At 65.7% G+C, this 13,154-nt stretch carries 12 protein-coding genes; 7 read left to right on the top strand and 5 right to left on the bottom strand.

The window, feature by feature from the left end; genetic code table 11:
- Positions 1 to 7: 7 nt before the first annotated feature.
- Positions 8 to 904 (bottom strand): glycerophosphodiester phosphodiesterase, encoded by an 897-nt coding sequence (locus GOSPT_RS06170; RefSeq protein ID WP_051993764.1) that lies wholly within the window; start codon positions 902 to 904, stop codon positions 8 to 10.
- Between the two features lie 76 nt (positions 905 to 980).
- Between GOSPT_RS06170 and GOSPT_RS06175 the strand changes: the two genes are divergently transcribed.
- Positions 981 to 2,090 (top strand): NAD(P)H-dependent amine dehydrogenase family protein, encoded by a 1,110-nt coding sequence (locus tag GOSPT_RS06175; protein ID WP_005204184.1) that lies wholly within the window; start codon positions 981 to 983, stop codon positions 2,088 to 2,090.
- 4 nt (positions 2,091 to 2,094) lie between these two features.
- On the opposite strand, the gene GOSPT_RS06180 is transcribed toward GOSPT_RS06175, so the two are convergent.
- Positions 2,095 to 3,606, bottom strand: coding sequence for a glutamate-cysteine ligase family protein (locus GOSPT_RS06180; protein ID WP_039855024.1), 1,512 nt, complete (start codon positions 3,604 to 3,606; stop codon positions 2,095 to 2,097).
- A gap of 103 nt (positions 3,607 to 3,709) precedes the next feature.
- Between GOSPT_RS06180 and GOSPT_RS06185 the strand changes: the two genes are divergently transcribed.
- From GOSPT_RS06185 to purM, 3 genes are all read left to right on the top strand, one after another.
- Positions 3,710 to 4,096, top strand: a complete 387-nt coding sequence (locus GOSPT_RS06185) for a sterol carrier family protein (protein WP_005204186.1) — start codon at positions 3,710 to 3,712, stop codon at positions 4,094 to 4,096.
- A gap of 154 nt (positions 4,097 to 4,250) precedes the next feature.
- Positions 4,251 to 5,834 (top strand): amidophosphoribosyltransferase, encoded by a 1,584-nt coding sequence (purF, locus tag GOSPT_RS06190; RefSeq protein WP_005204188.1) that lies wholly within the window; start codon positions 4,251 to 4,253, stop codon positions 5,832 to 5,834.
- Positions 5,835 to 5,965: 131 nt separating this feature from the next.
- The gene (gene purM, locus GOSPT_RS06195) at positions 5,966 to 7,090 is read left to right on the top strand and encodes a phosphoribosylformylglycinamidine cyclo-ligase (protein WP_039855026.1); all 1,125 of its coding nucleotides are present in this window, start codon (positions 5,966 to 5,968) and stop codon (positions 7,088 to 7,090) included.
- A 103-nt stretch (positions 7,091 to 7,193) separates the two neighbouring features.
- On the opposite strand, the gene GOSPT_RS23060 is transcribed toward purM, so the two are convergent.
- The 3 genes from GOSPT_RS23060 to ygfZ all read right to left on the bottom strand — a co-directional run bounded on the left by GOSPT_RS23060 (position 7,194) and on the right by ygfZ (position 9,325).
- Positions 7,194 to 7,370 carry a DUF3073 domain-containing protein gene (locus tag GOSPT_RS23060; RefSeq protein WP_005204191.1) on the bottom strand — a complete coding sequence of 59 codons (177 nt, stop codon included), beginning with the start codon at positions 7,368 to 7,370 and terminating at the stop codon, positions 7,194 to 7,196.
- Between the two features lie 120 nt (positions 7,371 to 7,490).
- Positions 7,491 to 8,153: an MOSC domain-containing protein gene (locus GOSPT_RS06200; RefSeq protein WP_005204194.1), complete on the bottom strand. Its 663-nt coding sequence runs from the start codon at positions 8,151 to 8,153 to the stop codon at positions 7,491 to 7,493.
- Positions 8,150 to 9,325, bottom strand: a complete 1,176-nt coding sequence (gene ygfZ / locus GOSPT_RS06205; RefSeq protein WP_005204196.1) for a CAF17-like 4Fe-4S cluster assembly/insertion protein YgfZ — start codon at positions 9,323 to 9,325, stop codon at positions 8,150 to 8,152. The genes GOSPT_RS06200 and ygfZ overlap by 4 nt, the downstream gene beginning before the upstream one ends.
- A 39-nt stretch (positions 9,326 to 9,364) precedes the next feature.
- Between ygfZ and GOSPT_RS06210 the strand changes: the two genes are divergently transcribed.
- From GOSPT_RS06210 to cydB, 3 genes are all read left to right on the top strand, one after another.
- Positions 9,365 to 10,243, top strand: a complete 879-nt coding sequence (locus GOSPT_RS06210; protein ID WP_005204198.1) for an aminodeoxychorismate lyase — start codon at positions 9,365 to 9,367, stop codon at positions 10,241 to 10,243.
- 230 nt (positions 10,244 to 10,473) lie between these two features.
- Positions 10,474 to 12,060, top strand: coding sequence for a cytochrome ubiquinol oxidase subunit I (locus tag GOSPT_RS06215; RefSeq protein WP_005204199.1), 1,587 nt, complete (start codon positions 10,474 to 10,476; stop codon positions 12,058 to 12,060).
- A 12-nt stretch (positions 12,061 to 12,072) separates the two neighbouring features.
- Positions 12,073 to 13,149, top strand: coding sequence for a cytochrome d ubiquinol oxidase subunit II (gene cydB / locus GOSPT_RS06220; RefSeq protein ID WP_005204202.1), 1,077 nt, complete (start codon positions 12,073 to 12,075; stop codon positions 13,147 to 13,149).
- Positions 13,150 to 13,154: the final 5 nt, after the last annotated feature.

Here is a 13,154-nt window from a genome sequence, read left to right on the forward strand (position 1 = left end):
GTCGCCGCTAGTCCGACCGCTCGGATTCGGTTGCCTCCGCGACGATGTTCGCCGCGAAGAATCCCTCCGGATCGTCGGTGGTGATCTGGTCGGCACCACGGTCGACGAGCCGCGCGAACCTCGCCACCGATGACGTATCGGCGCGCGCGAGGGTATAGACGTCGACCTCGCGGCGCATCGCGTGAAACGCCGCGATCAGGTCGGCGCCGCGATCGGCGGCGCGCAGCACGAGTTCCTGGTCGAGATAGATCATCTCGGCGCGCGGTGAGTCGCGGCACGCGCTGAAGACGAAGCCACGGAAATCCCCCGAGCTCAGCGTCCGGCCGACCGCACCGCGGTGGCATGGGTCGTAGCCCACGTGGATATCCGGCGCGGCGTCGCAGAGAGCCGTGACCGCGTCGGCGTCGCCGCACGAGAGGATCGCGTTGTCGGCGAACGGTGCGACGGCCCGCGCGAAGACGGCGAGCGCCGTAGCGTCGAGGGCCGCCGCGTCCTCTTTGAAATCGAGTTGCAGTAGGGCGCCGTCGGCGATCTCGACACCGTCGAGCCTGCTCGCGAGGTCTTCGAGGAGCACGACGCTGTCGTCGGTCTGGTTGCCGGTGTTGTCGGTCAGACTCAGTCCACGCAGGTATGCCGCGGATGCGCGCGAGACGTCTCCCTGGCCTGTCGTCGAGTGTGCGAGGTCGCGATCGTGCAGCACGGCGAACCCGCGGTCGGCATGGATGAGAAGGTCGACTTCGACGCTCGCACCGACCCGCATCGCTTCGACGATGCGCGACGCGGTGAACGGGGTGTCGGAGGGTCGCCGCCTGGCGCGGTGCCACTTCAGCCTGGTTCGACGGCCCGCGTGCGTGACCGCGATCGGAGGCGGGGTGGATGAGGTGGAGTCATCGGAGCTCGACATCGGTGCCGACATTACGCCCGGTAGCGCATTGTCCGAATGCCGTCCGCAGATGTGGAACGTGTTCTAGTTTGATGGCATGAGTCTGCGCGTGGTCGAGTGGTCGACCGGAACTGTCGGAAAGCATGCGATCGCCGGAATCGACGCCCACCCCGATCTGGAACTGGTCGGTGTGTGGGTGTCCGATCCGGCGAAGGTCGGTCGAGATGCGGGTGAGCTGGCAGGCCTCGGCCGCGAACTAGGCGTCGTGGCGACGTCGGACGTCGACGAGTTGTTGGCCCTCGCGCCCGACTGCATTGTGCACACCGCGATGACAGACGACCGCGTCGTCGAGTCGATCAACGACCTGACGAGGTTCCTCGACGCGGGGATCAACGTGGTGTCGAGCGGGCCGGTCGTGCTGCAGTTCCCGCACGGGGTCCTGCCGGCGTCGATGATCGACCAGGTTGAGGCCGCGGCAGCCCGGACAGGCGCGACGTTGCACGTCAACGGTATCGATCCGGGATTCGCCAACGATGTGCTCCCACTGTCGATGACGAGCCTCGCGCAGCGCATCGACGAGCTCCGGTGCATGGAGATCGCCGACTACTCCACCTACTACCAACCCGTCGTGATGCGCGACCTGTTCGGCTTCGGCCAGCCGATGGACAGCACGCCGATGCTGTTGACGCCGGGTGTGCTGTCGATGGCGTGGGGGAGCGTCGTGCGACAGCTCGCGGCGGGCCTGGGCATCACGCTCGACGAACCGCTTGTCGAACGCGTCGAGAGGGTGGCTGCTGATCGTGACTACTCGACCGTATCGGTCGAGATTCCGCAGGGCACGATGGCAGCACTGCGGTTCGAGGTCGCTGGACAGGTCGACGGCACCGACCGGATCGTGCTCGAGCACGTCACCCGCACACATCCCGATCAGTGCCCGGAGTGGCCGAAACCCGTGGAGGGTGACGGCTCGTACCGCATCGTCGTGTCCGGCGAACCTCAGATGCAGGTGGAGTTCACCCACCACGGCGAGAACGGCGATCACAACGTCTCGGGCATGATCGTGACGGCGATGCGCCTGGTAAATGCGGTGCCCGCCGTGGTCGCGGCGCCCGCAGGGCTTGCCACCGCGCTCGATCTCCCGCTCGTCACCGGGCGTGGCCTCGTGGCGGGCGGCACCTATGCCGTCGCCGGCGAAGCGCGCCGGTAGTTAGTCAGGAAAGCGGCCACGCGTGCACGGGTTCGCCCTCGTGCATCAACGTGACGTAGTCGGCGAGCATGCCGTGCAGCGCCGCGTCGCGACTCTCGCCCGCGGCCTCGCGTGCGGCCACCGCGCGACGTTGCCACACGGCACCCGACTGTCGGGTGATGCAGCGCCCCTCGATCACGGACAGGTAGCGCGAGCGCGCCTTGTCCGACACCCCGAACGAGCGAAGACCCGACTCGGCCAACGGAAGTAGGCGCCGAAGCGTGAGTTCGTCCGGGCGTATCCACCCGACGCTCGGCCAGTACAGCTGACTGTCGAAGCCCGACCGCGCGCCCGCGTGGAGGTTCTCCGCGGCGGCGTCGAACGACATCTGTGACCACAGGGGCAGATCCTGTTCGACGAGTCCACGTACGACGCCGTAGTAGAACGCCGCGTTGGCCATGGTGTCGACGACGGTCGGTCCCGCTGGCAACACCCTGTTCTCGACGCGCAGGTGTGCCTGGCCGTCGACGACGTCGTAGACGGGACGATTCCAGCGGTAGACGGTCCCGTTGTGGAGTCGCAGTTCGTCGAGCGCGGGGATTCCGCCTGCGTCGAGCGTTGCGAGCGGATCCTCGTCGGACGACACGGGTAGCAGCGCCGGGAAGTATCGGGTGTTTTCGTCGAAGAGATCGAAGATGGTGTTGATCCAGCGCTCGCCGAACCACACCCGGGGCCGTACGCCCTGGTTCTTCAACTCGAGCGGGCGGGTGTCGGTTGCCTGCTCGAACACGGGGATGCGGCTCTCGTGCCACAGCGCAGTGTCGGCGAGGAACGGTGCGTTTCCCGCCAAGGCGACCTGCACACCTGAAATCGCCTGTGCGGCATTCCAATGCGAAGCGAAGTCTTCAGGTGCGACCCGCAGATGCAGTTGCAGGGAGGTGCAGGCGGCCTCGGGGAGAATTGAATCCGTTGCGGTGTGCAGACGTTCGGCGTCGTGGTGCTCGTCGAGGGGGACCCCGGTGATGTCGAGCTCGATGTCTTCACCGCGTGCGTCGAAGATCTGTCGATTCAACAGGTCGTAGCGTGGGTTGGCCGAAATCCAGTGGTGTGCAAAGTGTTCGGCGCGCAGTGTGGGCAGCATGCCGATCATCACGAGGTGGCTGTCGGTGGCCGCTGCCCGCTTCTCGGCGCGATTGAGCGAGGTGCGCAGAGCCTGCTCGAGCGAGATGGTGTCGTCGGTGGTGAAGGGGCGGGGCGAGACGTTGATCTCGATGTTGAACTGGCCGAGTTCGGTTTGGTAGTCGGGGTCGGCGATGGCGTCGAGGACCGCGGCGTTGGCCATCGCGGGATTCATCTCGGCGTCGACGAGATTGAGCTCGACCTCCATGCCCAGCAGGGGTTCGGGGGGTGCGCCGTGATCGGTGAACACTCCCTCGGCGAGCATGCGCGCGATCGCCTCGGTGCCGCGCGAGACCTGACGTCGGAAACGGACCCTGTCGGCTCCCGTGAACTTCTGATCCGGCACGTCGGTTCCCATGCGGTCAATGGTGCACGAACCGGGTGCTCGGGCACCGGCCATTCGGTCAACACCCTCGGAGGCGCCGGGATCGGGGTCGACGCGGCGGGTGCATCATTGCGGGATGCCTGCGCGAAAACCGATCGATCCGGCGGCTGCCCGCGCGGCGGTCCTCGCCGTCGCGCCCTGGTTGCGCGACGACACCCTGCCCGCGCCCGCCCGAGCCGAACTCGCCGCCGCGGTGCGGCTGACGGCGCGCACCCTCGAGGACATCGCGCCAGGGAACTCCGTCGAGGTGCGGGTGCCCCCGTTCGTGGCGGTGCAGTGCATCGAGGGGCCGCGGCACACGCGGGGCACACCACCCAACGTGGTCGAGACCGATCCGAGGTCGTGGCTCCTTCTGGCCGTCGGTGACGAGGATTTCGGCGACCTGGTCGCGAGCGGTGCGGTCTCGTCGTCGGGTAGCAGGGCCGACGAGGTGGCCACCTGGATGCCGCTGGTTCGCGTGTAGATGTGCGCGTGCGCTGGCTCACATGTGGAATAACCGCAGGTGCCACGCCGCTGCACAATTGGAAATGAAGGGCTACCGGCACGTAAACTTGCCGGTGGTTACCTTCGTCACGCGAAGCCCGCGCCGCCACGTTTCAGCCCAGGGAGCCCGTCGTATGCCGGATCTTTCGATCACAAGCGCCAACCTGCTGGCTCCTACCCAGCACGCCTGTCCCGCACGGGACGCGATGGACGAACCCGAGAACGAGCCGCGCGAGGAGTGCGGCGTTTTTGGTGTCTGGGCACCGGGCGAAGACGTCGCCAAACTCAGCTATTACGGCCTGTACGCCCTGCAGCACCGCGGCCAAGAGGCTGCGGGTATCGCGGTCGGCGACGGTTCACAGGTGCTGGTCTTCAAGGACCTCGGTCTGGTCAGTCAGGTCTTCGACGAGCAGACGCTCGGAGCGATGGTCGGTCACGTAGCCATCGGCCACTGCCGGTATTCGACGACCGGCTCGACCACCTGGGAGAACTCGCAGCCGATCTTCCGCACCACAGACGCCGGAACCGGAGTTGCCCTGGGGCACAACGGAAACCTCGTCAACACTGCTGATCTGGCAAGTCGCGCCCGTGAGCTGGGAATCGCCAGCGGAGCCGCGACGTCGGATTCCGACATCGTCGGCGCGCTGCTGGCTCACGGCGCTGCCGACAGCAGCATCGAACAGGCCGCGATGGAACTCCTGCCGACGCTGCGCGGTGCGTTCTGCCTGACCTTCATGGACGAGCACACCCTGTACGCGGCCCGCGATCCGCACGGTGTGCGACCGCTGTCGCTCGGCAGGCTCGACAGGGGATGGGTTGTCGCGTCCGAGACCGCGGCGCTCGACATCGTCGGCGCGTCGTTCGTCCGCGACATCGAACCCGGCGAGCTGCTGGCCATCGACGCCGACGGTGTGCGCAGCACCCGCTTCGCAGAGCCGACGCCCCGCGGTTGCGTCTTCGAGTACGTCTACCTCGCCCGTCCGGACAGCGTGATCCACGGGCGGTCGGTCCATTCGACCCGCGTCGAGATCGGTCGACGACTGGCCAGGGAGTTCCCCGCCGACGGCGACCTGGTGATCCCGGTGCCGGAGTCGGGTACGCCCGCAGCGGTCGGCTACGCCCAGGAATCGGGTATCCCCTACGGCCAGGGACTGATGAAGAACGCCTACGTCGGCCGCACGTTCATCCAGCCATCGCAGACCATTCGCCAACTCGGTATCCGCCTCAAGCTCAATCCGCTCAAGGAAGTGATCCGCGGCAAGCGGCTCGTCGTCGTCGACGATTCGATCGTCCGCGGCAACACCCAGCGGGCACTGATCCGGATGCTGCGCGAGGCGGGCGCGGCCGAGATCCACGTACGTATCGCGTCGAGTCCGGTGCGGTGGCCGTGCTTCTACGGCATCGACTTCGCGTCGCCCGCGGAGTTGATCGCCAACGGCATGGAGTCCGAGGAACACATGGTCGAGGGAGTGCGCCAGGCAATCGGCGCCGATTCGCTCGGTTACATCAGCATCGACGAGATGATCGCCGCCACGGATCAGCCGGCGTCGTCGCTGTGCGCGGCCTGCTTCGACGGAAACTATCCCATCGAACTCCCCAAGGAGACGTCGATGGGCAAGGCTGTCCTCGAGCAGATGCTCGCCAGCGCCGCAGGTGACGGCCGCGTCGACCCGCTGACCGTGCCGAACGACAACGCCAGCGCCGTCCTGCGGCCCTGATCCCAGCCTCCGGCGCAACCGCGCCACCGTGAACCCCCTCTCGTGAACTGCTGCCTGTGGCGACGCTCTGCGCGCTCTCCGGTAGCGTGTGATCCGACCATCAGCGATTGCGAACAGGGGTGCGCGCCTACATGTCCGAGAAGGATTCGGTAGCCAACGAACCGAGTACGGGCGACTCGACGCCGACGGATGCCGGAGCGTCGTACGCGGCTGCTGGTGTCGACATCGACGCAGGTGAGCGCGCCGTCGAACTGTTCGCCCCGCATGCAAAACGTGCCACGCGGCCCGAAGTGATGGGTGGATTGGGCGGGTTCGCCGGTCTGTTCGCGCTCAAGGGAAATTACCGTGAGCCGGTCCTCGCTGCGTCGAGCGATGGCGTCGGCACCAAACTCGCGGTCGCCCAGGCCGTCGGAAAGCACGACACCGTCGGACAAGACCTCGTCGCCATGTGCGTCGACGACCTCGTCGTGTGTGGTGCAGAGCCGCTCTTCCTGCAGGACTACATCGCCATCGGCAAGGTGATCCCGGAGGTCGTCGCAGAAATCGTCGCGGGCATCGCCGACGGCTGTGTGGCTGCCGGCTGCGCGCTGCTCGGCGGCGAGACGGCCGAGCACCCAGGGCTCATGCTGCCCGATCATTACGACCTCTCGGCCACCGCTGTCGGCATCGTCGAGGCCGACCAACTGCTGTCGCCGGAACGCGTACGCGCGGGCGACGTCGTGATCGCGATGGGTTCGTCGGGGCTGCACTCGAACGGCTACTCGCTCGCGCGCAAGGTGCTTCTCGAGTGGGGCCACATGGACCTGAGCGGTCATGTGGAGGAGTTCGGGCGCACGCTGGGCGAGGAACTCCTCGAGCCGACCCGCATCTACGCGCGTGACTGCCTTGCACTCGCTGCGGAGACCGACGTGCGGATCTTCGCGCACATCACCGGCGGTGGACTCGCCGAGAACCTCTCACGCGTCATCCCCGACGGCTTGGTCGCCGAGCTGGAACGCGGAACCTGGACGCCCGCACCGATTTTCGCGCTCATCGCGCAGCGTGGCCGCGTCGAGCAGGCCGAGATGGAACGCACATTCAACATGGGTGTCGGGATGGTCGCCATCGTCGCACCCGAGGACACCGACCGTGCGCTGGCCGTGCTGACCGCGCGCCACGTCGACAACTGGGTGTTGGGTTCGATCAAGCGTTCACCGGAACCGAAGAACCACGACGTCCCCAAGGTGACGGTCGTCGGAGAGCACCCTCGCTTTTAAGAAAGTCTGGGAGTAAGCATCGTCGGTGATGCGCACGGGACTGCCGAGCGCATCACCGACGTGACTAAAAGGTCGTGCGGGTTACCGCAGGAGAAGGGACGCGTCAGGCGCGCTTCCACTCCTCCTCTTCGGCCCACTCGTCCACAGGATTCGGACGGTCTGCCGAATCGTCCGACCCCGACAGCTCGCGTTGCAAGCTGTCGAAGTCGGTGTGGGGAGTGGAGTACTTGAGCTGACGAGCAACCTTCGTCTGCTTTGCTTTCGCCCGGCCGCGGCCCATATGGGACCCCCTCGCACAATGACGGGGCGGCCAAACTAGTGGCGGCCCCGTTCTCTAGGTAGTGAATCTGTCGTGCTGACCAGTCTAGCGCGCCCAAACGGATTCTGTGGATTGCCCTGCCTACGCGCGAGCGAGTTTCTTGGTGGCCTCGCGGCGGACCTTGGGAGCGAGGTCGTCGTCGGCCAGTAACGCACGCAATGAGCCGGCGTCGGTCCCGGTGATCAGGTGACGCACCCGCACACCGTGGTCGGGGCGGAACACGACGCGGATGTCGTCGCCCGCGCCGACCGTGCCCGGGTGGAGAACCCGCAGGTACGTGCCCACGTCTGAGCGGTCGAGGAACCGTTTGATCCACTGGGGTTCGTCAGCCCACGCGGCAAAGGTGCGGCACGGGATGCGGGGAATCGTGGTTTCGAGGAGCAGCCCGTCGTCGCCGATGGCCCACTGTTCGCCGACCAGCGCGTCGGTCACCGGGAGACCGGTCACCCGGAGGTTCTCGCCGAACCAGCCGTAAGGAAGTTCACGCCCGAGCGTCGTCGCCCACTCGTGTGCCTCTGCGTGGTCGTAGGCGTAGACGGCCTGGTCGAGTCCGCCGTGGTGCTTTCTGTCGCAGACGTGATCGGTGATGAGACCCTCGTCGCCGACGGACACCCTGCCGTGCTGCGGACGCTTGTCGATGGCGCTCACGCCGACACGTCCCAGGTCGATGTCGCGCTCGGCGACGCAGACCGCCAGGACGTGCCCGAGAAGCTCCTGCGGCTGCTCGCTCGCCGATGTGCTCATCGGCCGCGCAGCTTGTCGATCGCGGCTCGGCCGGCCTGTACCCGATCGTCGACCCGGATCGAGTCGGGATCGATGCGGGCGGGCAGTCCATCCCCGACCTCGAGCTCGACGTCGGGGCCGATTCCGCTCTTGACCAGGGCAAGGGCGATCGGTCCGAGTTCGAAATGGTCGATGACGGTTCCGACACGCCCGACGGTGCGTCCGCCCGCGGTCACGGTGGCGCCCGGCTCGGGCTTGTCGTCGGCGCTGCCGTCGAGGTGTAGCAGGACGAGTCGTCGGGGTGGTTTGCCGAGGTTGTGGACGCGCGCCACGGTCTCCTGGCCGCGGTAGCAGCCCTTGTCGAGATGGACGGCGCCGAACTCGTCGGGTCCGCCGATCCAGTTCAGCTCGTGGGGGATCGTTCGTTCGTCGGTGTCGATGCCGAGGCGGGGGTGCATGCCCGCGACCCGCAAGGCGTCGAACGCCCAGCTGCCGGCGGCGCGTGCGCCCGCTTCGAGCACCGTGTCCCACCAGCTCACGATCTGCGACTCGGGGACCACCAGGTCGACCACGGGGAGTGCGCCGGATGCGTGCGGGCCCTCCGACAGCGGCGGCATGATGCGCCAGAAGCCGAGCGGTTCTTCTTCGTGGTGGGCTTCGGGGAGGTCGCCAGCGGTGTACGGCGCGGCGTCGGGGTCGATCTCGAGCACCTCGGCGATCGGTCCGCGCAATACGTCGGGGCCGATGAGGGTCAGCACCTTCATGTCGGGTCGGGCCGCGGGCGCGACGTCGGACCAGAAGACCATCTTGGTGAAGAAGTCGAGTAGCGGTGTCCCCCGATCGCCCTCGGTGTCGATCCAGGTGACCTCGTCGACGTCGGTGACGACGAAGTGGTCTTCGATGCGACCGTTGATGTCGAGGGACAGCGACTCGGCGCTGCGTCGATCGGCGAGATGGCTCACATGCTGGCTGCTGATGTTGTGCAGCCAGGTGAGGCGATCGGAGCCGGGTACCTCGATCACTGCGCGATCGGAGCGGTCGATGATGACGGCACCGCGCACGGCGGCACGCTGTTCGCCGAGAGGATCGCCGTAATGCCACGCGAGCGTCGTCGACGAATCGTCTGAGGGAGAGTGCGGGTCAGCGACCGCGCCCTTGGTGGAATACCTGGTCAAGATCGGGGAGGGCGCCACCTCACTGATTCTACGCAGCGAACGCTAGCCTCGTGGACTATGTCGCACTCGATCCTGATGACCCTCGACGGTGAGCGCCACGAGCCTGACGAACCGTTCCTGCACGCCGACGACCTTGCCGCGGTGCGGGGCGACGGCATCTTCGAGACGCTGCTCGTGCGCGGGGGACGCGCGCGGTGCGTCGATTTGCACCTCGAACGCCTCACACGCAGTGCTGCGATGCTCGACCTCCCCGAGCCCGACGTCGACGCGTGGCGTGAGCTGATCGACGTCGCGGCCAAGCAGTGGACCGCCGACGCACCGCGCGGTGCCGAGGGCCTTGCGCGCCTGGTCTATTCGCGAGGCCGCGAGAGTGCGGGCGCAGACGGTCCGCCCACGGCGTATCTGACTGTCGGGCGTGTCGCCGATCGGGTGACGGCGGTCCGACGCGACGGTGTCTCTGTTGTCACGCTCGATCGGGGTTATTCGATCGACGCCGCGGCGAGCTCGCCCTGGCAACTCCTCGGTGCGAAGACGTTGAGTTACGCGACCAACATGGCGGCACTGCGGCACGCGGCGGCGCAGGGATTCGACGACGTCATCTATCTCAGCGCTGAGGGTGCGGTGCTCGAGGGTCCGCGTTCCACTGTCGTCGCCGTCTACGACAAGACCTTGGTCACGCCTCCCACCGAGGTCGGCATTCTTCCCGGAACCACGGCGAGAGCCACTTTCGAATTGGCCGAAAAAGAGGGATGGCGCACCGAGACGCGGATTCTGCGGACAGCTGACCTGATTGCCGCGGATTCGTTCTGGCTCGTGAGTAGCGTCACCTTGGCTGCGCGAGTGACAGCACTCAACAGATACGTAACGCCCGTGGCGTCGAATACTGAGCAGTTCGCCGATTTGGTGGACCGTGCCATCTGCGATGACTCAGAATAGGCGGGTCGGCAGCATAGCTTTGTGGAGTCCCCCGCCGAGTCGCCGGCGTGAGTTTGAGACACGGCTCATAACTTCATCCTGACGACGGGACCTTTGGCTGCTTGTCCCCAGGATCGGCCCAGCGTAGCGTCGTCGACAACGAGCTACTACGTGGTGTCGTAGCAAGCTCGTGTTTTCGTACCAGGACGCGTCTCCCAGCCCGGGGGCGCGGCTATGAGATTCGAGACGCGATGAACGCTCTGGATTTGTCACGATGGCAGTTCGGAATCACGACTGTCTATCACTTCATTCTTGTTCCGTTGACCATCGGTCTCGCGCCGATGGTCGCGATCATGCAAACGGTCTGGTTCAAGACCGGGAATGAGCAGTGGTTGAGGGCCACGAAATTCTTCGGGAAGCTTTTCCTGATCAACTTCGCGCTCGGCGTCGCAACCGGCATCGTGCAGGAGTTCCAGTTCGGAATGAACTGGAGCGAATACAGCAGGTACGTCGCCGATGTCTTCGGCGCGCCGCTCGCCCTCGAGGGGCTGATCGCCTTCTTCCTCGAGTCGACGTTCCTCGGGTTGTGGATCTTCGGCTGGAGTCGCCTGCCGCGACCCATTCACCTCGCAACGATCTGGTTGGTCACGATCGGCGTCACCGCGTCGGCGTACTTCATCATCGCAGCGAACTCGTTCATGCAGCATCCGGTCGGCGTCGAGTGGAGCGATGAGCGCAATCGTCCTGCGATGAACAACTTCTGGGCGGTGATCACCAACAACACCACCCTTGCCGCGTTCCCGCACGTGATCGTCGGTGCGTGGCTGACCGCGGCAACATTCGTCGCGGCCATCGGTGCGTGGTGGATGGCTCGAAACATGTGGCGCGCCAAGAAGTTGCGCGAGGCCATCGAGACGGGCGACACCTCCGATATGCCCAAGACCACCTCGCCCAGCCAGATCGACGCCACGCCAGAGGATCTGGAACGAGATGCACGACGACTCTGGCGCCCGGTCACCCGATTCGCGTGCTGGGTGGCGATCGTCTCGGGAGTGTTGCTGATCATCACCGGCGACTACCAGGCGCAGATCATGTTCAAACAGCAGCCGATGAAGATGGCTGCGGCCGAATCACTGTGTGAGACACAGACGAATGCGGGCTTCTCCGTGCTCTCGATCGGTAGGCAGAACAACTGCGACCACATCGACCACGTGATCGAGGTGCCCGGCATGTTGTCGTTCATGGCGACGCATCGCTTCAACCAGACCCTCAAGGGTGTCAACGAGTTGCAGCGGGAGTACACCGAGAAGCTGGCAGGCACCCCGGGTGTGCCCCCGAATCAGAACTTCGCGCCGAACCTGTTCGTCACCTACTGGGGATTCCGCGCGATGATCACGTGGGCTCTCGGTTCGGTCATCGTCGCCTTCGGCGGACTGTGGTTGACGCGGAAAAAGAAGGTGATCAGTTCACGTAAGTTCGGTCTGCTCGCGCTGTGGATGATCCCAACCCCGTTCCTGGCCAACGCATCCGGGTGGATCTTCACCGAGATGGGTCGCCAGCCGTGGGTGGTGGTGCCGAACTGGCAGGACAACCTCGACCCGACGCGAATACACATGCTGGTGCAGAACGGCGTCTCCAATCACACCGCCCCGATCGTCTGGGTGACGCTGATCGGCTTCACCGTCCTCTATGGCGCACTCGGCGTCGTCTGGTTCTTGTTGCAGCGCCGCTACATCATCGAGGGCCCCGGTCCACACGACGACGTGCCGCCGGTGCTCGACAACGATGTCACCGACCACGATGCCGATGGTCCCAAGCAACTGACGTTCGCGTACTGAGGAGTGGGAGAGATGCTCGGAAATCTCTGGTTCATCATCGTCGCCATTCTGTTCGTCGGATACTTCGTCCTCGAAGGCTTCGACTTCGGTGTCGGCATGCTCATGCCGTTACTGGGACGCAGCCATACCGGCGGCGACAGCAAGGTATCCGCGGACGACGACGCCGCGGACAACGACAAACGACGCCGCGTGCTGCTCAACACGATCGGGCCGGTGTGGGACGGCAACGAGGTCTGGCTGCTGACGGCAGGCGGCGCGCTGTTCGCCGCGTTCGGCGGGTGGTACGCGACCATGTTCTCGGCGCTGTACCTGCCGCTGTTCCTCATCCTTGTCGGCCTGATCGCCCGCGTCGTCTCGATCGAATGGCGTGGCAAGATCAACAATCCCAAGTGGCGGCAGTGGTGCGACGTCGGTATCGGACTCGGCTCGTGGATTCCGGCCATTCTGTGGGGCGTCGCGTTCGCCAACGTCGTTCGTGGTCTGCCGATCGACGAGGCGCACCAGTACACCGGCGGGTTCTTCAACCTTCTCAACCCGTACGGACTGCTGGGTGGAGTCACGACGTTGCTGGTGTTCCTCACCCACGGCGCGATCTTCCTCAGTCTCAAGACCGGTGGTGTGCTGGAAGAGGATTCGAAGAAGTACGCCAAGGTGCTCGCCATTCCCACGCTGGTCGTCGCGGCAGTCTTCCTGCTGTGGACGCAGTTCGCCTACGGCAACGGCTGGACGTGGATCCCGGTGTTGATCGCGGCCGTCGCAGCGGTCGTCATGGTGATCGCCACGCAGGCCGAACGGGAGGGAATCGCGTTCACCGCCAACGCGATTGCCATCGCCGGTACGGTTGCCTCACTCTTCGCGTGTCTGTTCCCGAATGTGCTCCCGTCGACGACCGATTCGGCGTTCAACCTGACCGTGGCGAACACGGCGTCGAGCGACTACACGCTCACGGTGATGACGATCGCCGCGGTGGTCGTCACGCCGATCGTGATCGCGTACCAGGCCTGGACGTACTGGGTGTTCCGCAAGCGCCTGTCGGTTGACCAGATCCCAGAGTCGATCGGGTTGTCGTCGCTGAAGGCGTGGGAGTAAGCCCG

The organism is Gordonia sputi NBRC 100414 (assembly GCF_000248055.1).
In the GTDB taxonomy this organism is placed as follows: Bacteria; Actinomycetota; Actinomycetes; order Mycobacteriales; family Mycobacteriaceae; genus Gordonia; species Gordonia sputi.